General features: G+C 63.4%; 19 protein-coding genes. 7 read left to right on the top strand and 12 right to left on the bottom strand.

Annotated elements, in window-relative coordinates; genetic code table 11:
• Positions 1-41: 41 nt before the first annotated feature.
• From FJ943_RS17595 to FJ943_RS17585, 3 genes are all read left to right on the top strand, one after another.
• Complete coding sequence (locus FJ943_RS17595; RefSeq protein WP_140614961.1) at positions 42-833, top strand: ABC transporter ATP-binding protein; 792 nt, start codon at positions 42-44, stop codon at positions 831-833.
• Between the two features lie 24 nt (positions 834-857).
• Complete coding sequence (locus FJ943_RS17590) at positions 858-2,105, top strand: SfnB family sulfur acquisition oxidoreductase (protein WP_140614959.1); 1,248 nt, start codon at positions 858-860, stop codon at positions 2,103-2,105.
• A 167-nt stretch (positions 2,106-2,272) separates the two neighbouring features.
• Entirely contained in the window at positions 2,273-2,758 is a 486-nt protein-coding gene (locus FJ943_RS17585; protein ID WP_015314243.1) for a hypothetical protein, read from the top strand.
• Between the two features lie 81 nt (positions 2,759-2,839).
• Here FJ943_RS17585 and FJ943_RS17580 read toward each other — a convergent pair whose 3' ends face one another.
• A complete protein-coding gene (locus FJ943_RS17580; protein ID WP_181166268.1) occupies positions 2,840-3,499 on the bottom strand; it encodes a TetR/AcrR family transcriptional regulator in 660 nt (219 codons plus the stop codon).
• A gap of 276 nt (positions 3,500-3,775) precedes the next feature.
• Between FJ943_RS17580 and FJ943_RS17575 the strand changes: the two genes are divergently transcribed.
• Both FJ943_RS17575 and FJ943_RS17570 read left to right on the top strand, forming a co-directional pair.
• On the top strand, positions 3,776-5,215 hold the full coding sequence (locus FJ943_RS17575; RefSeq protein WP_140660037.1) for an aldehyde dehydrogenase family protein: 1,440 nt from the start codon (positions 3,776-3,778) through the stop codon (positions 5,213-5,215).
• A 64-nt stretch (positions 5,216-5,279) separates the two neighbouring features.
• Positions 5,280-5,855 carry a DUF1349 domain-containing protein gene (locus tag FJ943_RS17570; RefSeq protein ID WP_015314240.1) on the top strand — a complete coding sequence of 192 codons (576 nt, stop codon included), beginning with the start codon at positions 5,280-5,282 and terminating at the stop codon, positions 5,853-5,855.
• Between the two features lie 149 nt (positions 5,856-6,004).
• Here the strand turns inward: FJ943_RS17570 and FJ943_RS17565 are convergent, their stop codons facing one another.
• The 5 genes from FJ943_RS17565 to FJ943_RS17545 all read right to left on the bottom strand — a co-directional run bounded on the left by FJ943_RS17565 (position 6,005) and on the right by FJ943_RS17545 (position 12,617).
• Positions 6,005-7,264: a glycosyltransferase family 4 protein gene (locus FJ943_RS17565; protein WP_246671895.1), complete on the bottom strand. Its 1,260-nt coding sequence runs from the start codon at positions 7,262-7,264 to the stop codon at positions 6,005-6,007.
• Positions 7,265-7,469: 205 nt separating this feature from the next.
• Positions 7,470-8,999, bottom strand: a complete 1,530-nt coding sequence (locus FJ943_RS17560; RefSeq protein ID WP_140723312.1) for a mercuric reductase — start codon at positions 8,997-8,999, stop codon at positions 7,470-7,472.
• Positions 8,989-10,329, bottom strand: a complete 1,341-nt coding sequence (locus tag FJ943_RS17555; RefSeq protein WP_140723309.1) for a glucoamylase family protein — start codon at positions 10,327-10,329, stop codon at positions 8,989-8,991. Before FJ943_RS17555 ends, FJ943_RS17560 begins: the two co-directional genes overlap by 11 nt.
• Positions 10,322-11,806 carry a glycosyl hydrolase gene (locus FJ943_RS17550; protein ID WP_140723306.1) on the bottom strand — a complete coding sequence of 495 codons (1,485 nt, stop codon included), beginning with the start codon at positions 11,804-11,806 and terminating at the stop codon, positions 10,322-10,324. The genes FJ943_RS17555 and FJ943_RS17550 overlap by 8 nt, the downstream gene beginning before the upstream one ends.
• A 58-nt stretch (positions 11,807-11,864) precedes the next feature.
• The gene (locus tag FJ943_RS17545; RefSeq protein ID WP_015314235.1) at positions 11,865-12,617 is read right to left on the bottom strand and encodes an SDR family NAD(P)-dependent oxidoreductase; all 753 of its coding nucleotides are present in this window, start codon (positions 12,615-12,617) and stop codon (positions 11,865-11,867) included.
• A gap of 462 nt (positions 12,618-13,079) precedes the next feature.
• Here FJ943_RS17545 and FJ943_RS17540 point away from each other — a divergent pair, with 462 nt between their 5' ends.
• Entirely contained in the window at positions 13,080-14,378 is a 1,299-nt protein-coding gene (locus tag FJ943_RS17540) for an O-antigen ligase (protein WP_015314234.1), read from the top strand.
• A gap of 190 nt (positions 14,379-14,568) precedes the next feature.
• On the opposite strand, the gene FJ943_RS17535 is transcribed toward FJ943_RS17540, so the two are convergent.
• Positions 14,569-15,825: a polysaccharide biosynthesis/export family protein gene (locus tag FJ943_RS17535; protein WP_041163581.1), complete on the bottom strand. Its 1,257-nt coding sequence runs from the start codon at positions 15,823-15,825 to the stop codon at positions 14,569-14,571.
• Positions 15,826-15,910: 85 nt separating this feature from the next.
• Positions 15,911-16,588, bottom strand: a complete 678-nt coding sequence (locus FJ943_RS17530; protein WP_140723303.1) for a sugar transferase — start codon at positions 16,586-16,588, stop codon at positions 15,911-15,913.
• Positions 16,589-17,187: 599 nt separating this feature from the next.
• On the opposite strand from FJ943_RS17530, the gene FJ943_RS17525 reads away from it, so the two are divergent.
• On the top strand, positions 17,188-17,463 hold the full coding sequence (locus FJ943_RS17525) for a hypothetical protein (RefSeq protein ID WP_015314231.1): 276 nt from the start codon (positions 17,188-17,190) through the stop codon (positions 17,461-17,463).
• Between the two features lie 22 nt (positions 17,464-17,485).
• On the opposite strand, the gene FJ943_RS17520 is transcribed toward FJ943_RS17525, so the two are convergent.
• The 4 genes from FJ943_RS17520 to FJ943_RS17505 are packed head-to-tail and all read right to left on the bottom strand — an operon-like array spanning position 17,486 to position 22,608.
• The gene (locus FJ943_RS17520) at positions 17,486-19,330 is read right to left on the bottom strand and encodes an ABC transporter ATP-binding protein (protein WP_140723300.1); all 1,845 of its coding nucleotides are present in this window, start codon (positions 19,328-19,330) and stop codon (positions 17,486-17,488) included.
• Entirely contained in the window at positions 19,323-20,300 is a 978-nt protein-coding gene (locus tag FJ943_RS17515) for a serine kinase (RefSeq protein WP_140723297.1), read from the bottom strand. The genes FJ943_RS17520 and FJ943_RS17515 overlap by 8 nt, the downstream gene beginning before the upstream one ends.
• Positions 20,297-22,219 carry a lasso peptide isopeptide bond-forming cyclase gene (locus FJ943_RS17510; RefSeq protein WP_015314228.1) on the bottom strand — a complete coding sequence of 641 codons (1,923 nt, stop codon included), beginning with the start codon at positions 22,217-22,219 and terminating at the stop codon, positions 20,297-20,299. The genes FJ943_RS17515 and FJ943_RS17510 overlap by 4 nt, the downstream gene beginning before the upstream one ends.
• Positions 22,216-22,608, bottom strand: coding sequence for a lasso peptide biosynthesis B2 protein (locus FJ943_RS17505; protein ID WP_246671894.1), 393 nt, complete (start codon positions 22,606-22,608; stop codon positions 22,216-22,218). Before FJ943_RS17505 ends, FJ943_RS17510 begins: the two co-directional genes overlap by 4 nt.
• Positions 22,609-22,665: the final 57 nt, after the last annotated feature.

The raw sequence follows: 22,665 nt of genomic DNA, 5'->3' as shown, positions 1-22,665 counted from the left end.
ATCCGCGGCGCCCGGCCCATCCGCAAAGCACGGAAACAGCCATGCCGAACGACGACATCATCCTGGCCGTGGACGCGGTCCACGCCACCTATATCAACGCCATCACGGCGCTGCATGGCGTCAGCTTCGAGATCAGGCGGGGTGGGATTCTGGCGCTGCTCGGTGCCAACGGCGCCGGCAAGACCACGACGTTGAAGGCCGTCTCCAACCTGCTGCCGGCAGAGCGCGGCCAGGTCAACGCCGGCTCCATCCGCTATGATGGCTCGGATGTCTCGCGCCGCAAGCCGGGCGATCTCGTACGCGCCGGGCTGGTCCAGGTGCTGGAAGGCCGTCACTGTTTCAAGAGCCTCACCGTCGAGGAAAACCTGGTCGCCGGCGGCATCGGCCGCAGCGGCCGCCGAGCCGAAATCAACGCGGATCTCGAACGGGTTTATTCCTATTTTCCGCGTCTCAGGGAAAAGCGCCGGACATTGTCCGGCCTCACCTCCGGTGGCGAACAGCAGATGACTGCCATCGGCCGCGCGCTGATGTCGCGGCCGCGCCTGCTGGTTCTCGACGAGCCCTCGATGGGGCTTGCCCCGCTCATCGTGCAAGACATCTTTCAGACGCTGAAAAAACTCAACCGCGAGACCGGTCTGTCGATCCTGGTCGCCGAGCAGAACTCGGCGGTCGCGCTTGGCTATGCCGACCACGCCACTGTGCTCGAAAACGGCGTCTCGGTCCTGTCCGGCGCGGCCGCCGATCTTCGCCAGCGCGAGGATATCAGGGCGCTCTATCTCGGCCAGCAGCCGTCGCCCGCCGCCAAGCCATCCCGTCTCCACGCCGTTGCCTGAACCGAAATTTGAAGGAGCAATGAAATGACCGTCTCGACCGTCAAGACAGACCATGCTTCCGCCGCCGTACCGCCGGTCGCAAGGCCCTCGGCACCAGCACACATCATCAGGGACGATGCGGAGGCGATCGCCATCGCCCATGCGCTCGCCGCCGAATTCGTCAAGGGGGCGTCCACGCGCGACCGCGAGCGTATCTGGCCGGTTGCCGAGCTCGACGCCTTCTCCCAAAGCGGCCTGTGGTCGATCAATGTGCCGAAGGAATTCGGCGGGCCGGAACTGTCCTATGCGACGCTGGTCAAGGTGATCGAGATCATCTCGGCGGCCGATTCCTCAATCGGCCAGGTCGCGCAGAACCATCTCGGCGTCATCGCGGCCATCCGCACCGTGTCGGATGTGGAACAGCAGAAGCTGCTGTTCACCGAGGCGCTGAAGGGCACCCGGTTCGGCAACGCCTTTTCCGAGTTCGGTTCGAAGCGCGCCGCCGATTTCGAGACCCGCTTCACCGACGCCGGCGACCATGTCGTCGTCAACGGCCGCAAATTCTATTCGTCCGGCGCGCTGCTTGCCCATCTGGTGCCGATCGTGGCGCTCGATGACGAAGGTCGCGCCTGGTATGCCATCGCCGACCGTGGTGCGCCCGGCCTGACCGTTATCGACGACTGGTCGAGCTTCGGCCAGCGCACGACGCTCTCCGGCACCGTCATCATCGACAACGTCAAGGTGCCGAAGACGTATCTGGTGCCGGGCTACAAGGGCTACGACAAGCCGACCGCCGACGGCGCCATCTTCCAGATAATCCAGGTGGCGGTGGACACCGGGATCGCCCAGGCGGCGATCGACGAGACGGTTCACTTTGTCAGGACCAGGAGCCGCGCCTGGATCGACAGCGGCTTCGACAATGCCTGGGACGATCCCTACACGATCCAGGCTGTCGGCGACCTCACGCTGCGCCTGCACGCGGCGCAGGCGCTGCTCGAAAAGGCCGGCCATGCCATCGACAAGGCGGTGGCCGAGCCGACAGCCGAAACCGTCGCGCATGCCCAGATCGTTACCGCGGAAGCAAAAATCCTGTCGACCGAAATCGCCATCGCGGCAACGAACAAGCTGTTCGAACTGGCCGGCACGCGCTCGACGCTGGCCGAGCACAATCTCGATCGCCATTGGCGCAACGCCCGCACGCACACGCTGCACGATCCGGTGCGCTGGAAATATTCAATCCTCGGCAAATATTTCCTCAACGGCGAGAATCCGCCGCTGCACGCCTGGAGCTGATCTGCCGGAGGCGGGCGGCGCGGGCTGCGGTCGACCTGGTCGTCGCCGAGTGGCTTTGCCCTGACGGTTATCCCCTTCCGGATGCCGGCGGCGGGTGAAAGCTTACGCGCAATTTACGACCATCGGTTACACCGGTTCCTGTCTGATTCGTTCGGGACAGGAACACCATGAGCAAAGCCCTCACGACCTTCGCACTCGTCTCCGTCTTGACCGCCTTGCTCATGGCGCTGAGCCTTGCGGTGGCCCGTCACGGCTATCCCTATGGGGCGATCGGCGTCAAGCGTCTCGACGGCATCGCCGACGCCGGAACGTTCATTCCGCTTGCGGCAATTTTTTTCTTCAGCGCGCTGTTGATGATGATCCTGCCGATCCGCGCGGCCAGTATCGTCCTCCTCCATGCCGCCGATGCGATCTTCTGGACTGTCATTGTGCTGTTCGCCACCATCGTCGGCGGCCTGCTCGCCCGATGGGCCTTCGGTCAGGGCAGCGCTCTTCTGGCGTTGTTGAACTGGCGGTTCCTGTTTGCCGTGGCGGTCGTCGGTTGCCACTTCGTCATGAACGAGTTGCGCCGCAACGTACTGCTGCGCAGCCTGTTCTTCGTGATCTTTGCCGCCGCCACGCTGGCCTGCCTGTTCTGGTCGTTTACGCTTTAGCCGGAACCTACCATCCTATCGCCGCCTGTTCTTCGTTCCATGGCGAAGCGCTATCGGGATCACGAGTTCGGAGTCTTCGGGCTACCGGCCGCCGGAGACCGCTTTCGCGACGTAGCGCGAAAAATCCTCGACATCCGCAGCCGAAGGCTCCTGGCCGGTGAAGCTGCGCAGATACGCGGCAACATGCGGCAGGCGACTGCTCATCGGTTCGTTGAGTTCGAGCGAATAGTAGCCGATCTGCATGAAATAGAGCACGCGAGCGCGAACGAACGCGTCTTCCTCCTCATAGCCATGACGCAAGAACATGCCGCGGATGGCAGTGACGCGTTCTTCGTCGGCCTCGTCGAGCGCACGCCGGATGGTGGGGGAGCGTCGAGCCCATGCCCGGATGGCGAAATCCAGCCGGGGGTCGAACAGCTTTTCGTCCACCCAGCATTCGAAAATGCTCATCACCCCACGAATGACAGTCGCGGAAGGGCGTGCGGCACGCTCGACGATGAATCGGGTATTGGTCTGCCGCCAATGGTCCAGCAACTGGTCGAGCAGATCCTGCCGGCTCTTGAAATACCAGTAGAAGCTCGAGCGCGAGACATCGAGTTGCTCGCCAAGCGTCAGCACGCGGACGCGTTCGACGCCGTCCGAGATCAGGGTTTCAAGCGCCAGCTTCAGCCAGTCTTCGCGAGTAGCCTTGACGTTGCCGGTGGCGCCGGCGCGCTGGATCGTCGTTTCGAGTGCTGCCATCTTGACGACGCATGACACGCCACACCAGGCAAATCAAGATTGTGGGCATATCTGTACAGGGCAATCCGGCCTTGACCCGGAACGCTGCCCGCCCATGTTAGCCGGATTGCTCGGCGACGCGGCTCTGTCGCCGCTGCCGCGAGGACGTGAGTGCAGGCCCGGGGACTTTTGTCGCGGTCTCCAGGCCCAGTGCGTGCTTTCCCGCAAGCCAATTGTCTGGCAAATACCACTTCAGACAGATGCCGCCGCGCGGCCAACAGCCAGGAAGGCAAGGACATGACAGCGTTTCGAAAAAACCTCATCGATGGTGAATGGGTCGGCGATGCCGGCTCCCGCAACATCAACCCCTCGGATACCGGCGACGTCGTCGGCGAGTATGCTTCGGCGGGGGTCGAACAGGCGGGCCAGGCGATAGCGGCGGCCAAGGCGGCGTTTCCAGCGTGGTCCCGCTCCGGTCCGCTGGCGCGCCATGCGGTGCTGAAAAAGGCGGCCGACGAGATCATGGCGCGCAAGGACGAACTCGGCCGCAATCTGGCGCGTGAGGAAGGCAAGACGCTGGCCGAGGGCATTGGCGAGACGATCCGCGCCGCCCAGATATTCGATTTCTTTGCCGGCGAAACATTGCGCCTGTCGGGAGAGGTGGTGCCAAGCGTGCGGCCGGGCGTCGGCGTCGAGATCACGCGCGAAGCGGTCGGCGTGGTCGGCATCATCACACCGTGGAATTTCCCTATTGCCATTCCCGCCTGGAAGATCGCTCCGGCGCTGGCCCACGGCAACACCATCGTCTTCAAACCGGCCGAGCTCGTTCCCGAAAGCGCCTGGTCCATCGTCGACATCCTGCATCGCGCCGGCCTGCCCAAGGGCGTGCTCAACCTCGTCATGGGCAAGGGCTCGGTGGTCGGCCAGGCGATGCTCGACAGCCCCGACGTCAACGCCATCTCCTTCACAGGCTCGGTGGGAACCGGCAAGCGCGTCGCGGCGGCAAGCGTCGAGCACATGCGCAAGTTCCAGCTTGAAATGGGCGGCAAGAATCCGCTGGTCGTGCTCGACGATGCCGATCTCGCGGTGGCTGTCGATTGCGCGCTGAACGGCGCCTTCTTCTCGACCGGCCAGCGCTGCACGGCCTCGTCGCGTTTGATCGTCACCAAAGGCATCCACGACCGTTTCGTCGACGCGCTCAAGGAGCGCATGGAGAAGCTGGTGATCGGCGACGCGCTCGACGCGCAGACACAGATCGGCCCGGTCGTCGACGCCACCCAGCTCAAGCAGGACGAGGACTATATCGCCATCGGCGTCCGTGAAGGCGCCACGCTCGCTTTCGGCGGCGAACGGCTCGACCGCAAGACGCCGGGCTTCTATCTCAAGCCGGCGCTGCTGACCGAGGCCACCAACGCCATGCGCAGTTCGCGCGAGGAGATTTTCGGCCCCGTCGCCAGTGTCATCCGCGTCCAGGATTATGACGAGGCGCTTGCCGTCGCCAACGACACGCCGTTCGGCCTGACCTCGGGCATCTGCACCACGAGCCTCAAGCACGCCACGCATTTCAAGCGCAACTCCGAAGCCGGCATGGTGATGGTCAACCTGCCGACGGCGGGCGTTGATTTCCACGTTCCTTTCGGTGGTCGCAAGGGCTCGAGCTTCGGTCCGCGCGAACAGGGCCGCTATGCCATGGAGTTCTACACCACGGTAAAGACCGCCTATACGTTCGCGGGATAACCTGGCGCGCCGGCCGACCGCCGGCGGACCGTCACTTCCTCTGGAAACGGACCGGTGCAAAGGGATGACATTGCAGGACCTGACCTGGCTCAACCCGCCGCCGCACCATGCCATCGAAGGTGATGGCGTGCGCGTGCGCACCGGCAAGGAGACCGATTTCTGGCGTGAGACCTTCTATGGCTTCTGGCGCGACAACGGCCACTTCCTGTATCGGCGGGTCGAGGGCGATTTCACCGCCGAAGTGACCGTCAAGGGCGACTACGAGGTGCTTTACGATCAGGCCGGCCTGATGGTCCGGCTGAGCGAAACGCACTGGATCAAGGCCGGCATCGAATACACCGATGGCCTTGCCTATTTCTCCGTCGTCGTCACCAACGACACCTCGGACTGGTCGCTGGTGGCCATTGCCGCCGGCCCTGACGGCGTCAGGATCCGCCTGACCCGCCACGGCGAGGCGGTCCGCGTCCAGTATTTGGATGCTTCCGACGGCCATTGGAAGCCGGTGCGGCTCGCCTATTTCCCGACCTCGAAGATCGTCGATGTCGGGTTGATGTGCTGTTCGCCGCAGCGTGAAGGTTTCGAAGTCACGTTCTCCGGATTTTCGGTCGGTCCGCCGATTGCGCGGGATCTGCACGACTGACCCTGGCAACCGGGCTCCGCGTGGCGTGTGCGAACGGACCGGTAGGACATTGCGGCCCCAAGGCCCTTCCGGCTCTCGGCATAGGCTGGAAGCGTTCGGGAACGCTGTCCGTCTTCCACGTCTGGTGGATCGGTGGGATAATCGGCGGCTCATGGGGTGATCGGAGATGGTTGGTCGTCATCGCCGTCATTGTCCAGGACAAGCCCGGCACGGACGGCATCGCGGATCGCCTGCGGGCCAAACCTTGCCCATACGGCCTGGTGGGCGCGCACGCGCTGCCTTGCCCGGCGCCCGGCGTCGCGTGAAAGTTGGACGGCCATGGCGGCCAAGCCTTCGTCGCTGGCCGACAGCAGCACCTCGTCGTTCTCGACCAGGCCCAGGCCCTCGGCCGCGAGCGGTGTCGCGATCACCGGCACCCCCCAGGCCATCGCCTCCAGAATCTTGATGCGCGTGCCCCCGCCCGTCCTGAGCGGGATGATGCTGAGATGCGCGCTGGACAGGAGCGGCCCCACGCTTTCGGGATCTTCGACGAGCTCGACATCGGGCAACCCGCGCAGGGCCAGCACGGCCGGTTCCGGGCCGCGTCCGGCGAGAACCAGCTTCGCGTCGGGCAAGGCCTGGCGGATGCGGGGCAATATGGTCCGGGCCAATCGCACGGCGGCGTCGACGTTTGGAGGATAGCCGAGATGACCGATGAAAAGGATCACCGGAAAGCCGCTATTGGCCGACGGTTCCGGGGGCAGCACATTGGGAATCGCCTCGACGTTGGGAATCCCATTGGGAACGGCATCGATGGGCATCGCGCGCCCGCCAAAGCGCATCAGCTTCTCGCGATCCTCGTTCGAGCAGACCCAGACCCTGTCGACAAGGGCGAGCGCCTTTCTTTCGAGATGCCTGATGCCAGGCACCGATGCGGCAACGGAAAGGCGCGATGCGGTCGCTTCGGCGCGTTTCATCTGCGCGGACAAGTCGGACTCGACATTGTGCATGTCGAGGATGAGCTGCTTTGCCAGCGATCGCAAAGGCCGCAGCAGCTTGAACAGGCCGATGCTCTCGACCACCACGGTGTCAGGGCGGAATTCGAGGATCAGTGCTTCCAGCCGCGCCAGGGCCGCGCGCGAAATGCGATGCTCCTCCCTTATACGCCACCATCCGATGGAAGCCGTCCGGGGCTCTCCCTCGATCGACAGCGCCTCGGTGCGGATCAGCGGATTGGGCGCGGTCATGGCGATGGCCCTGGGCCGCACCGAGGCCAGGCAGACCGGTCCGAACGCGGCCGCCGCCACGGCATTGCGATAGTTGCGCAGATCCGCGCCGGAAGTCGGCGGAAACGCCGGCTCATGGCACACGATCAGCACGCGTCGCCCGCTGCCGCGCGCCGGCATGTCGACATCGGGCCGCGCGCTCAAGGCGGACGCCCGACGCTTCGCGCCAGGAGTTGCGCAAGCTCTTTCTCGGACGACATTAACGAGGCCCCCGCAGCCACAGAAATCAGCTTCGACTTGTTTAGCCGAACCGTGCTTTCGTCAAGCGCTGGATCACAGTCTGATGCCCGGCGCGCTTGCCTTGCGGATCGGTCGCAATGCGGATCCGGCTGGGACCGAGCGCAAAGGCTTATCGCCTGGACCAGGCCAGCCAGCGGGCCGCCAGGCGCCTGCGCAATGAAGTGAACCGTGTCCGTCGGTAAGCGTCGCCCGCCATCTTGATGCCTTGCGCCTGTGTCGGGAAGGGATGGATGACATCGGCCAACGCATGCAATCCCATGCCCGAACGGATAGCGAGGGTCACGGCATTGATCATCTCGCCGGCATGGCTGGCGACGACCGTCGCTCCCAGGATGCGGTCGGATCCCTCCCTGACGTGGATCTTGACGAACCCTTCCTCTTCGCCGTCCATCACGGCCCGGGCGACATCGTGCATCAGGACCGTATAGGTCTTGACCGGAATGCCGTTGCGCCGCGCCTCCAGGGGATAGAGACCGACATGGGCGATCTCCGGATCGGTATAGGTGCACCAGGGGATAACGAGTTCGCTGAGCCTTTCGCGGCCGCGAAACAGGGCATTGCGCACGACGATGCGCGCTGTTGCCTCGGCGGTGTGGGTGAACTTGTATTCGAGGCAGACGTCGCCCGCCGCGTAGACATTTGGGTTGGTGGATCGCAGATAATCGTCGACCTTGATGCCGCTGGCGTCATAGGCCACGCCGGCTTCATCGAGGCCCAGGCCATAGACGTTGGGTGAACGGCCGACGCCAGTGATGATCTCATCGACCGTAATCGTCGTCGTGTCGCCATCCCGCATCAGGTCGGCGGCCTTCTTCTCGCCCTCCATCCGCACCGCCACCACTTCGGTGTTCAGCCGCACCTCGATCCCCTCGCGCGCCAGCGCATCCGAAAGGATCTGCGCGGCGTCGCGCTCCTCGCCGGGCAGGAACATCGGATCGCTCTGCGCTAGGATGACCTTGGCGCCGAGCAGGCAGAAAGCCTGCGCCGTCTCGCAGCCGAGCGGCCCGCCGCCGATGACGAGGAGCCGCGGCGGGCATTGCGTAAGGTCGTACATGGTCTCGTTGTCGAGATAACCGGCCTCGGCAAGCCCCGGAATCGCGGGCCCGCTCGCATGCGCGCCCGTCGCGACCAATGCCTTCTTGAAACGCAGGGTCCTGTCCGCGACCACGACGGTGTCCGGTCCGGCGAAGCGCGCTTCGCCGAAATAGAGGTCGATGCCCTCGGCTGCGACGGAAATGGCCGAATTGGCACGGCTGATCCGCTGCCGTATCTGCCGCATCCGTGTCATCGCCCGTTGAAAGTCGACACGAAGGTGGTCTGGCGGGTCGCCGCCAAAGCTCTCGGCATCGCGCATATCGGCATAGAGCCTGGCCGTGCGGATGATCGACTTCGACGGGATGCCGCCGACATTGACACAGGCACCACCGATCAGCCCGCGTTCGATCAGCGCGACCTTCGCGCCAAGGCTCGCGGCGTCACGCGCGGCGGTCAGCCCGGCCGGCCCGGCGCCGATGACGACGAGATTGTAGGGGCCGTTCGGCGTCGGGTTCTTCCAGTGCGCGGGATGCGCGCCCCTGATCAGTTCGACGTCATTGCTGTCGACAGGGAACACGGCGGCTCTCGTCGGTTCACGCGACATCGCGCCCTCCGGGTACCGGCCGCGACAGCCATCCGCCGGTGAAACCCGCCTTGCCCAGGCCGCGACGGATATGGGGATTGGAACGCATCAGCTTCCAGATCAGTCCGGAACGGTGGTTTTCGATCATCATCACCGCGATGCCCTGGTCGAGCCCGTAATGGCCTTCCGAGACCCAGCCGTTGCGGCCGAATTTGCGGCGGTTGGCCAATGTCGGGTTGAAACCGCTCGGCAGGCGGAAATCGTCGAGAACCTCCGGATAACGATCGACGAGGTGACGCAGCGCCGCCAGGCAAATGTCCGGCGCGAAAGGCAGCGACGCCGGATAGGACCATGGCGCGATTGTCCCGTCATCCGGTCCGAAAGGCGCGCCGCGCGCGGCATAGCCGGAAAACCGGTGGGTCCGCCGCTCCACGCTGGCGCGGAAGCCGCCCGGTCCGTCTCCGGCCGAAAGACCCCACAAATTCTCGCCGTAGCCGTCAAAGCCGTAAGGGTTGTGCCGGGCGTAGTCGCGGTGAAGGTATGTCGAGCGGCGGCTGTTTTCGAAATAGTCCGAATTCTTCTCCCGCATGAAAGCGTCGCGGATGCCGGCGAAATCGATCCAGGCATGCGAGAACTGGTGCATGAACAGCGGCCCGCCATAGAGCACGTCGTGGCCGTAGATGTTTTCCCATTGATAGGTCGCCGTCCAGGCCTCGTAGCTGTCGTCCGAGGTCGGGCGGTCCGGAGAAGCCATCGACAGCACATAGAGGATCGTCGCCTCGTTATAGCCTTCCCAGCCATAATGCAGAAAGCCGCTCCTCGGCTTCCAGCCCTGGCGGAGCGTTGGGCTGCTGCCTTGCGCCCATCGCCAGTCGACGCGCCTGTAGAGCGCCTCGGCCAGGAGGCGGATTTCGGCTTCGTCGTCGTTGTCGTCGGAAAAATACGCGCTCGCCACCAGCATGCCGGCGATCAGCAGGGCGGTATCCACCATCGACAGTTCGCAGCGCCAAACGCGCAAGCCGCTCCTCATGTCGAGAAAGTGGTAGTAAAAACCCTTGTGGCCGGTGACGTCGTGACCGCTGCCTTGCGTGCTGGTCTGGAAAAAGCGTAGCGCCGCAAGGGTCAGGCGGGCAGCCGCGTCGCGCGTTATCCAGCCACGTTCGACGCCGATCGGATAGCAGGACAGGGCAAAACCGACGACGGCGATGCTGCACGGCGAACTGGGCCGCGACGTGTCGGCGACCAGCCCATTGTCGGGGTTCACGTTCTCCAGGAAATAGCCGAAGGCGGCGCGTTGACAGCGGTCCAGCAGTTCGTCATCGGCCAGCGCGGCGGGATCTGCTCTAAGCAATCGATAAAAACTCCAGCCTGATGGCAGCAACGCCCTGCGCAGGTACGGTGACATCGAACAGAACGGCATGATCGCTGAAGGCGATCGCTTGCGGTTGTTCCGGCATCGCCGAGGCCGCATGCAAATGCTCTACCATTGCTCGGCTCAGGTAATCGGGACTTCCCATTGTCACCCATAGCGCCTTGGGGTTGGCATTTACCGCATCGACGCGTCGGATGGTTACCATGTCGGGCCGCCGTGCATTCTCAAGTTGAATCTGCACGGTCTCGTTCGCGATCGGATGCCGCGGCAAGGCGAAGTTGGAAATTAGCACGGTCAACGAATTTCCGTCGCGCACACACCAACTGTCGACGGTGGGATGATTGCCTTGAGTCGAGAGGATTTCGGTTCCAAGGCCATGCAGCATTTCGAAGGCACGGTAAGCCGGTTTGGCTACGCCGTGAAGGTTCATCAGGCCGAAACCACCATGAAAGGGCAGGGATGGAAAATAATTCTCTTCGAAAATATCCGAAAAGGTCCAGTAGCTGTAGCCCTGAACCAGCCCTCTCGCCTCCATGACCGTCTTGACGATGAAGGCGGCGGCATAGGGCTCGTCGTGCATGGGATCGCGCGGGTTCGACGATGTGCACCATTCGGTGTAGTAGAGCGGACGGTCGCCTGCCTGCCGTCGCGCGGTGCGCGCCTCCTCGCGCAGGACGCTTCGCATGCTTTTCGAGAGCTGGGCTTCGGTGTCGTCGCCAGGCTGGCCGAAGGCATCGGTCGGATAATGGTGCGTGCTGACGAAGTCCGCGGGAAGACCGTTCTGGCCACAGTATGCGATGAACTCATCGACCCAGGCATTGTCGGCTGTGGCTGGTCCGCCGACCTTCAACTGCGTGTCGACGGATTTGATAGCTCTTGCCGTGTAGGCATACAGCTTGAAATAGTCCTCCTGTTTGCCGCTGCCGAACGCCTCGAGATTGGGTTCATTCCAGACCTCGAAGAACCATTGCCGCACCTCGTCGAGGCCGTAGCGATCAACCCAGTGAGCGACGAGCTTCGAAATCAGCGTCGACCACTGGTCGTAGTCCTTCGGCGCGCTGACATTGGCGCGATAACGGAAGACGATCTTTCCGGACGACGACAGCATCGTCGGCGTGAAACTCAGCTCTACGAAGGGGCGCATGCCGATCGACAGCAGGAAATCGAAGATCTGATCGGCATTGAAGAACGAATAGAGCGGCTTGTCGTCCTGGTCGATGAGCGTGCCCATGTCGTCATCGAGCAGCCCGTGAAAACGGACATGGCGAAAGCCGAGTTCGTCATGCGCCCGGCGCATCTGCGCCTGCCAGTCCGCGCGCAGGGCGAGCGTCGCGTGGCCGCTGCCGACCGTATGTTCCCAGAAGTGGGGGAATTCCTCGCCCTGGACGCAGAGGTCGCAGCGGAAGGTCACACCCGTGGAACTGTCTGAAATGTTTGCCGTTTCTACACCTTCCATCACCGACTATACGTCGGCGATGGCATATCGTTGCCTGCTCACGCGGATTTGTAGTGCATCAGTAGGTGGCGCGGCCGCCCGAGACGTCGAACACAGCGGCCGTGGTGAACGAGCATTCCTCCGAGGCGATCCATGAGATCAGCGCCGCCACTTCCTCGACCTCGCCGAACCGCGCCATCGGTATCTTGGAGAGCATGAAATCGATGTGCTCCTGTTTCATCTGCTTGAAGATCGCGGTGCGAACGGCGGCCGGCGTCACGCAATTGACCGTCACCTTGGTCTTGGCGAGTTCCTTGCCGAGCGACTTGGTCAGGCCGATCACCGCCGCCTTCGAGGTGCTGTAGGCGGAAGCGTTGGGATTGCCTTCCTTGCCGGCGATCGAGGCAATGTTGACGATGCGGCCATAGTTGCGCTCAAGCATGTGTGGCACCAGCGCCTTGTTGCAGTAGAAGACGCCGTTGATGTTGATGTCGATGACCCCACGCCAGTCCTCGACCGAATAGGACCAGGTGGTCATGTTGGGGCCGGTGATGGCCGCACTGGTGACCAGTATGTCGACCGCGCCGAAGGCGTCGATCGTCGATCGTGCGGCGACCTCCACACTTGCCGCATCCGCAACGTCCAACGTCACTCCACGCAGGCCGGGAACAATGGCTTTCGCCTGTTCGATCTGTGCGGGATCGCGATCCCAGACGCAGACGCGCCCGCCTTCGTCGACGATCCTCTGCGCGACCGCCAGTCCGATGCCCGAGGCGCCCCCGGTGATGACCGCCGACCGGCCTGAGAAGCGCCCCGCGAAATTCATTGGCATGTGTTCCCCCTGGTCATGTTGGCTGAAGCCGCCCGCGTGCTGGCCGGTCCTGGGACTGTGAGGTGACCGCCGACCGAGTTCAAGCCGGCATGCGGCCGGATCGTCTGGGCCAATCGGCCGGATTATGGCGCGGTTCCTTCGAGTTGGTCGCGCAGCGCTTCCACCATACCCACCACGGCGAGGCCGATTTAGGCATGCGCATGGACTAAGGAAACCTCAAGGGACGCGCCTCGTTCCTGATGGGCAGTCGGAGCACATGACCGATTGGCCCGTCCACGGCCGAGATCTCTCGGCGATCGCCGCGCTGTAAGACAAGGTGACCGGATTTGCCATTGAGCACGGGGTGCGATAGGTTATATTGCACTGCACAATGGAGGCGCCGTTTCTTGTACGACCCTGTTTGCGGATATGCCGGCTGGTTTGCGGCCTGCCGGTCCTGGGTCGTGTCGACGGGACCGTGAGATGAAAATTCCCAAATCCCTGCTCGTCGATCCCGAGAAGAATTCGGTCTATGGCAGCTTTGCCGTTGCCGTTTCGATCTGGGCGTTCTCCTATTCCGTCATTTTCGGCCAGGTGCTGATCCTGGCCTATTATGCCGTCTGGCTTCCGCTTATCCTGGTCGACTACCGGCGTTTCCTGCGGCAACTGTCCAGCGCCTGGCTGCCGCTGCTCTTCGCGGCCTATGTCTGCTTTTCCATATTCTGGTCGCAGGCGCCCGGCGTCACCGCCAGAACGGCGGTCCAGTACTTGTCCCATATCGCCTGCGCCTATGTCGCCGCACGCACCGTCAGCGTGCGCACCCTGACAATAGGCGCCCTGGTCGGCATATTCTTCGTCCTGCTCTATTCGCTGAAAGTCGGCGCCTATTCCGAGGACGTCCTCGACGGCACCTATAATTTCGTCGGCGCCTTCGCCTCCAAGAACCAGATCGGCTTCGTCGGCTCGCTCGGCATCTATTTCTCGGTCGTGTTCCTTGCTTTCCTTCGGCGTGGCCGGCTGAGTTTCATGCTGACCGTGCCGGTCGTGCTGTTGTCGGCCTATGTGCTGGTCGTCTCGCATTCCGCCACCTCGATGGCCTCGATACCGGCGGTTCTGGCGCTGGTGGCGCTTCTTGCGATGAGCAAGCTTTTGTCGCGACGCTACCGCCGGGTGATCTTCCTGGTCGGCGCCGGCATGATCGTCGTGGTGGCCATCGTCGCCCTCAATCTCGGGCTCATGGACTTCGTGCTTGGCATCTTCGGCAAGGATTCGACGCTCACCGGGCGGACTTATCTGTGGGAGCAGGGCTGGAACGCCGCGATGCGATCGCCGATCCTTGGCGTCGGCTATGCAGCCTATTGGGTGCAGGGCTTTGCCGAGGCGGAGCGGCTGTGGAACGAATTCTACATCAGCACCCGCACCGGCTTCCATTTCCACAACACCTATGTCGAAGCCCTTGTCGAACTCGGCTTCACCGGGGCGGTGCTGATATCGCTGATCATGCTGCGCACGCTCCTCGGCCACATCGCGGCGGTGGTCTTCAAGACATGGCAGGCCGAATCGGTGGTTCTGATCGGCGTGATGGTGCTGCTGCTCATCCGCTCCTTCGTCGAGGTCGAGATACTCAACCCCTACATCATGGGTTCATTCCTGATGTATTTCAGCTTCTTCAAGCTGGCGAGGCTGCCGGTCACCCGCACGCGATGGTCACCGGCTTTCGAGCCGGGGGATGCCAAGGCCGGACAGGCAGCCTGGCCTCACCGTCCCGCGGCAGCCGAGTAATGATGAGAGTCCGCTAAAGCCATCGCGGGAAAACCGCGTAGCGGTTCCGTTCGGGATTGCGTCAACAGCCATTCTGGTTTTCCGGTGCTGAAAATATATCAGCAAAAACCTCCGCCAAGCAGGCTTGGCGGAGGCTCAAGGCCCTTGCGCTATGGATCGAACGCGGCGGGCCGCGCGACCTTCCGCGTCTCTACTGGCTGGCTAGCGGCGCCAGCTTGATCTTGATCACATCGCCAGGCAGTACCGGTGTGTCTTCCTTGGCGGCGATTTCGCTGGTCTTGCCGTCGACATTGCGCACCAGCGAATAGAGCAAGGTAGGTTGCTGGTCGTTGGTGATGGCGGCCGTCGTTGCCGGATCCGTGGCCTGGGCTATCAGGCCTTTTTGCATATTCACCTTCAGCGCGGCCTCGTTCAGGTCGGCTTCGGTCTGCTGGCGATCGGCGGCGAGGCTCGAACTCAAGGTGTTCTGGGCGTCGATGGCGTCCTGCGTGGCCTTGCTGATCGCCTGCTTGGCGGTCAGGATGGCTGTCTCGTAGTCCAGGATCTTGCCCTGCAGGTCGGTAACGGACTGCTGCGAATCCAGAAGCCTGGCATTGGCCACCAGTCCCTTCTGGGCCAGCGGACCGATGCTGGCCAGCTGTTGCTGGGCCAGGTCGACCTGCTTCTGCTGGTTGACGATCTTCTTCTGCAGCGATTCGATTTCGGCCTGCAGCACACCCTTGAGATCGTCGAGCGCCTCGAGCTTGAGCTTCAGCGCCTTCTGGTCGGCGGTAAGGATTGTCATCTCGTCGGCGACGATGGTCGGCAGCCGCGGATCGCCTTCGACCTCCTTGGGTGCCTCAAAACTCGTCTTGCCGGCCATATCGGCGTCGATGCGGGCGCGCTTGACGATCAGCCGAACGCGCTGGTCGTCGGAGATATCGAAATTGCCCTTGGCGGTGACCAGGTCCTTGCCGAGCTGGGGACCGTAGTCGGCGTTGCGCCTGATGCCTCCGGCGACGCTGATCGCTTTCAGCACCGTAAGATCGGGCACAAAGGGAAATTGCCCGGGATTCTGCACCTCGCCCGAAATGTAGAAGGGGCGGAACTGCGCCATTTCGACCGAGGCTTCGGGCTTGTCCGACAAAGCGAGCTTGTGCTGCAGCGCCTCGCCGATCGCCGCGGCGACCTCCGCCGTGGTCTTGCCGGCCGCCGGCAACTCGCCGACGAAAGGCACCGACAGCGTGCCTGCCGGGCCGATCGTATATTGGCCATTGACCGACGACCAGTCGCGGAACGTGCTTTCGACGGTCTGCCATTCGGCGATGCGGATGGTGAGCTTGTCCTGGGAGCCCAGACGGTAATCGTCGGCGGCGGCCATCTGGGGAAAAGCAAGCGACATCGCAAGGCAGGTCGCCACGAGCCGCGAGCGGCCGGAAAACGGGCCGCTGCCAAAGGCTTCGAAAATGTCTATCTTCAACTGAGCGTTCCGATCCGTTTTAGCCCCATCGCCCGATGAGCTTGCCGCCGGATGCCTTGATCCTGCCGGCCGATCAGTAAGAGCCGCGCGACATCCAGACGGCCGGCACTGTTCTGATGATGATGCGAACGTCCTCGAACAGCGACCAGTTCTCGACATAGTGGCGGTCGAACGCGACGCGGCTGTCATAGGAAACGTCGTTGCGGCCGCTGACCTGCCACAGGCCGGTCAGGCCGGGCCGGGACTTCAGATAATAGACAGCCGCGCTGCCATAGATTTCCAGTTCGTCCCGGACCACCGGGCGAGGCCCGACAAGGCTCATGTCGCCCTGGAGGATGTTGATGATCTGCGGCAATTCATCGAGGCTCAGCTTGCGCAGCACCGTTCCGACGCGGGTGACGCGTGGATCGTTCTTCAGCTTGCGGGTCGCTAGCCATTCCGCATTGGCCTCTGGATTGGTGGCGAGATAGGCCGCCAGCACCTTGTCGCCGTCCGGAACCATGGTGCGGAACTTGAGGCAGGAGAAGAGCCGTCCGCCGCGCCCGATTCGGCGGTGACCATAGAAAACCGATCCGCCATCGGAGAATTTGACGAGCAGCGCTATCATGATGAACAGCGGGCTGAGCGCGATCAGTCCAGCCAGCGAACCGACGATGTCGAAACTCCGCTTGATGAGGCCGCCGATCGGCGGCGGAAAGTCGGTGTCGGCCTGCGAAAACCCCGCCGTGGCCGACTTGGCAATATCCCTCATACGGAAACTCCATGCGTTGAACGAATGGTTTACCGCACGATACCAAAAAAATGCTGCAGCGCAACACACAATTTCCCACGCCACTGAAATAGTCGCGTCATGAATTGACTAAATAATAAGCTCGCGCTGCACAAATTTCGAAATGTTTAGCACATTTGTGACAATAAATGGGCAAGCATAAAAAAATCCGGGCGTTTTTAGGGCGTTTTGTGGGCGGCGCGTTCCCAGTGTCGGGATCCAGAGCATACGAGTCCTTACTGACGATGCTATATTCTGGACTATTCACCTAAAATACCATCTAATATTATGGGTTGTACTCCAGATCTGCAATGGCTGCAGGTTGAGTGAAATGCGGCCGGGTGCGTTGCAGCATGGCAGAATCGAACGCGTAAGCGCAATCAAAAATATGTGCGGTTGCCCTTGCCGCCTTCTGCTCGCCTTAATAGAATTGCAAATTATACCTGTCACGGTGGCGACAGGTTGAAAGGCCGGAAGCAACCGGTCGAGAGCGGGTGGTTTAACAAGCCCGCATCACAAGGGACGGCGCTCGGGTGGGGCTATCGTTGGATATACCCGAGCCGGTTTATGGGCTGTTGGGTATGTCGCTTCCAAAATTCATCGTTGGGATGCTGTTCGCGCTCGCGATCGTCGTCGCCTGGTCCTGGCTGGGTGGAGCTTCGCTTGGCACGACACTGCTGCGTGTCATCATCTGCGCGGTGGTCATCCAGGCCGGTTATTTCGCGGTCGTCTATGCCATGATCGCCAGGAGCGCGCCAACGCCGGCCGACAGGCTGCGCGAAGCCGAGAGAAAGCAGAACTCCACCGAAGTGCCCGAGGGCGAGAAGCTGGGCAGCGTCCGGCGGGGGCTGCATTAGATCCACGGGGACATCATCGTCCTCAGGCCACATCGGCGGGTTGGGTTTCCGACTGTTCTCCCGACAGCATCCGGGACAACCGGCTCCCCGGCTTCGCCTTCAACCGCTGATATTGCCCGACCTCCACCACACGACCATCCTCCATCGCCACCACCCAGTCGGCGAAGGCGATCATCGACGGCCGGTGCGCGATGGTCAGGATCGTCATTGCGCCGCGCAGGCCGTCGATCGACCGGGCGATAAGCGACTGGTTCTGCCAGTCGAGCGCGCTTGTCGCCTCGTCCAGGATGAGCAGTGACGGCTTGCGCAGCAACGCGCGTGCCAGCGCGATGCGCTGGCGCTCGCCACCCGAGAGGCGCACGCCGCGGTCGCCGACCACGGTATTCAGCCTCAGGTCCAGTCGGTCCACGAAGTCGCCGGCGTGAGCGGCGCGCAGTGCCTTCCACAAGTCGTCCTCGCTGGCCTGGGGCGCGGCAAGGCGCAGGTTCGCTGCGATCGTGTCATGCAGCAGGAACACGTCCTGCGGCACATAGGCCACCTGATCGCGCCAGCGGCGGCGATTGCCGGCATCGAGCTCGACGCCGTCGACGAGGATCTTGCCGGTGGTCGGCTCGAGCAGCCCGAGCAGCATGTCGGCGATCGTGCTCTTGCCTGACCCGGACGGGCCGATGAGCGCCGTGACCTTGCCGGCCGGAAGGCCGAAGGTGATGTCGCTCACCACTGCCTTGCCGGCGCCGTCGTCATAGACAAAGGAGACGTCGCGAATGTTCAGCCCCGTATCGAGGGTCAGCTTGCGGGCATCCGTGGATTCGACGTGGCCAGGCTCCCGTTCGGCGTCGAAACGCGCCTGCAGGTTGCGCATTGCCGTATAGGCGGGCAGGTTGATCAGCACCTGCTGGGCCTGCGTCTGCATGTCCATGAAGCGCGGCGCGATGCGCATGAAGACCAGGAGCAGCACGACGATCTCGGCCAGCGACAGGTGGAAGCGGACCAACGCCACATAGATGAAGACGCTCAAGCCTACGACGCTCGCCACCTGGAATACGGCGGTGCCGATCGAAGAGTTGCGGACATAGGCGATATTGTCGGCCTTCATCTTTTCGAGCGTGACCCGCAGCTGCGCGAAATAGCTGGCCTCGACGTTCAGGCTCTTGGCCACCTTGATGCCGCCGAGAAATTCCGAGACCGTGCGGTACTGGTCCTGGCGATTGGTCGTCAGGATCCGGCCGAAGGCGGTGGCTCGCGAGCGAAATGGCTGCAGCGCTATGAACATGACGATGCCGATGACGACGGCAAACGCCGTCATGACCGGCGAGATGAACATGGAAATCACCAGATAGCCCGCCAGCAGCACCGCGATCTGCACCAGCATCAGCAGGGCAAAAGCCGCCCCTTGGACACGGTCTATGTCGCCGGTCAGGGCATGGTCGAGATCGGAGCCGCGCATGCGCGTGAACACGCCCCAGCGCGCCTTGCCGATGCTCTCGAACAGGTTCATGCGCAAGCGGTTGATGAAATCGAAGAGCAGCCTTGCCATGTACACCGACTTGAAGCGGTTGAAGGCTGCCTGCACGGCAACAAGCCCGACCAGCGCGCAAAGCACCGTCGTCAGCTGCAGCGTTCCGCCGGGCACCAGCCAGCGCACAAACTCGATATTGGGCAGCCTTACCGCGAAATCCTGGTCGGCACGGCCGACCAGGTGCAGCAGCGGCACCAGCAGCAGGATGGAAACGCCTTCCGTCAGGCTGCCGAGGATCAGGAACAGCAGCGCCGTCCAGGTTCGTCGTCCACCGATCCGGGCAATGACCGCGCCGAATGCCGCGACATCGCGAAACAGCGACAGGCTGAAGACCGATGACCTAGGCATCGCCAGCCAATTCCTTTTCGATCAGCGCCACAGCCTCGCCGATCCTGTCGATGCCCGTCGGAACGTCCAGCCGGCACACGCCGACATGGTTAGCGATCGCTGAACAGTGGCGAAGATGCATCGCCGCGAAATCGCCGGAGAGCGCCGCGCGGCCAAACCGCGTCACGTAGGAGAATTTGATGATGGCTGGCAAGGCGGCGATTTGAGGCAGGAGGGTGATCCCGGCCCTTGCGCCGCGCTCGAGGATGTAAATCCTGGCCGCCGGCACCTTGTTGCCGGAGAAGGCGCCGTGCAGGCGATGCTGCATCTTCTCGATTGCCGGATGCACTTGCGGTCGCACTTGCGCTTGCCCAAGCGAGATCGCCGCCGCAGCGTCGGCGGCAAGCTTGATCTGCGGAAATCCCGGAACGATCATCGGTTCGTCCGGGTTGGTGAGATCGAGCGCCACGACGTCGTCGGTGAGCAGGTCGTGTCCGGCCCGGATCAGGGCGCTTGCCGTCGTCGACTTGCCGGCGCCCTTGTCGCCCATGAAGATGGCGCCCCTGCCGGCCACCGCGATCGCGCTGGCATGCAGCACCAGCAGGCCGCGCTGGTGCAGCAGCAGCGCCAGCACCGGCCCCAGCAACGGGAAGGCAAGCAAGGCGTCGTCGACGCCGGGCGCCGGCTGGACATCGATGCGGCGGGCGTCGCTGATCAGGAATGCGCCGACGGCCTCCCAGGCCAGATACTGCCGGCCGGGCTCGAAACGGAAGACGGTCGCTGCCTCCGCCGAAGGCTCGGGCATATCGATCGGGCCGATGACGATCTCGATGTCGGCCGTTGCCGGGTCCGCCGGCTCCAGTTCGGGCAGCCACACGTCGGACGCGATGAGCAGGCCGTAGGCGCGGTAGTAACTTCGTTCTCCCGCTGTCCTGTCGCGGTTGGGAAGACGGTCGAGATCGCCGGCGAACGGCTCATGGCGAGACATCATGCGGGGCTCCCGCCATGCTGGACCTGCCGCAGCCACAGCGACAGCGACGCCGAGCGCCAGACATACTGGACATCGAGCGGTGCCGCCTGGTCCGGCTGGCGCAGCAGCCGCGCATAGGCGGCGTTTACTTCCGGCAGGTTGACATAGGGTGCGATGCGACCCGCATCGCCGACCAGCAACTGCTCCAGCAGGTCGCGATGGTTGCGCACCATGCCGTTGACCAGATTGGCGGTGAAATCGATCTTGTCGCGCCGCCACTGTACCGCCGCCGGCAGGATGCCTTCCATGGCCCGGCGCAGCACGTAGCGGCCAAACCCATGACGGAGCTTCTCCTCGCCCGGCAGCCCCAGGCAGAATTCCACCAGCGGCTTGTCCCAGAAGGGATACCGCGGCTCGACGCCGAAATTGGCGGCGGCCTTGTCCAAAACTTCGAAAGAGTGCGGAACATAGCCGTTGGACAGGATCCAGCGGTGGCTGAGCGCGTCGCTGGCTTGGACGCCGGGCGGCATGTAGCCAGCCCGATGGAACCGGTCGATGAGCTCGGTTCGCCTGGCAAGGTCCGGATTGATCAGGTCGCGCCAGCTGCGGCCACGCTTCGATCGGGCAGGCCTGCGCATCCTGTTCAGGGCTCGGTTCCCCAGCTGTCTCAGCCTGGCGATGCGCCAGGCCGGCCCGTAAATGGTCAGGAACTGGAAATAGAGGCCGAGCGTGCTGTCGCCATAGGTGTTGGAGGCGCTGCGGACCTCGCGCCAAAGATCCAGCCACCTACCGCCATTGGCAAGCTCGTGCAGATGGCCATGCCCCTGTGAAACAACTTCGTCGCCGCCATGGCCGTCGAGGAGCACTTTGATGCCCTTGGCGCCGGCCGTCCGGTAGATACCGCGGGTCAGCGTCAGGCCCGGCGCCAGGAACGTGCCTTCCTGTTCCTCCAGCACCCGTTCGAATTCAGCGAAGGGTGCATAATTGCCGACTGGGATGAACGTCGGATCGGCCTTCTGCTGATCGAGCACGGCATCGATGAACGGGCGCTCGTCCATCGAGGAACCCTTTTCGAACACGAGCGAGAAGGTCGGTAGCCTCGGCTTGCGCTCGGCCGCATTTTGCACTCCCGCCACGCAGGTGATCGAGGATGAATCGAGGCCGCCGCTCAGCATCGCGCCGATCGACGGACTTCCTCGCATGCGGTTGCGGACCGATTGCGCGAACAGATGGGCGAATTCCTCCGCGGCATCAGGCCGCGGTGCTCGCTGCGATGGTTCGATCTGCCAGTACCGGCGCAGCACCAGACGTTGCGCGGTGACGGTGAGGCTGTGACGCGCCGGCAGGGCGAAGATGTCGCTGTAGGGCGTGGACTGCGGGTCATCGGGCAGCCCGGCCAGGAAGCCCGAAATCCGGTGCTCGCTGAGGCGCGCACCGACCCCGTCGAGGCCGAGCATTGGCCCGATCTCGGAGGCAAAGGCAAAGCGGCGTTCCGCTGCGTGGTAATAGAAAGGCTTGACCCCGAAATGGTCTCGCGCGCAAAACAAAAGCTGCCGCTCGGCATCCCAGATGGCAAAGGCGAAGTCGCCTTGCAGATGCACGGGGCACGTTTCACCCCAGCGCAGATAGGCCCGCATCAGCAACGCCGCATCGGCGACTGAGTTGTCCCTGATGCCGAGCCTTGCGAGCAGCTCGTCGCGGTTATCGAGCCGGCAATCGGCGGTGATGGCCAGCTTGCCGCCGGCCATGGTCAGCGGGCCGGGGCCGGCTTCGTCGGTGGTGTTGAGCCAGGCATGGCCAAGCGCGACGCCGCTGTCCTGCCACCACGAGGTTCCGTCGGGACCACGATGGCGTATGCGCGCCAGCATCTGCTGGATGTCGCTCGCCGCTTCAGCCGGCGCGGGGCCTTGTCGCAGCAGGATTCCGGCTACGCCGCTCATCGGCTGCCGTGGTCGATCAGGTGGGCGAAACCATCGACGGATCCGCCAAGCACGATGTGGTTATCGCTGACCAGCCAGGCATGCGCCTTCAATTGCTCGCCCGTGCCGCGCTCGATGCCGATGCGGATGTTCGACGCATTGCCCTGGCGCGCGAGGAGGTATTGGCCCGACAGCGCCTGGGTCAGGCAGGTGGCGCCCGGAACGAACCGTGCTGCGGCGGCAACCCCCCAGGCGACGAGCCGCAACTCGCCCATGCTGGCACACTGGTGCGCGTTGAGCCGCGTCACCATCCCACGCACCCGGTTGTAGGAGAACAATGTCAGCCCGAGCCGGACGGTCGTGACCACCAGCAGGCAGCGGCACAGGAAAAGCGCTTCCGAGCCGCTCAAGGACAAGATCCTGGCCAGGCTGCGCCTGCCAGGCCGCTGCTTCATCGGCCGGGGATT

It is taken from the genome of Mesorhizobium sp. B2-3-10, assembly GCF_006442275.1.
In the GTDB taxonomy this organism is placed as follows: Bacteria; Pseudomonadota; Alphaproteobacteria; order Rhizobiales; family Rhizobiaceae; genus Mesorhizobium; species Mesorhizobium australicum.
Note: the sequence above shows the minus strand (reverse complement) of the source record. Positions and strands in the feature narration are given on the sequence as shown.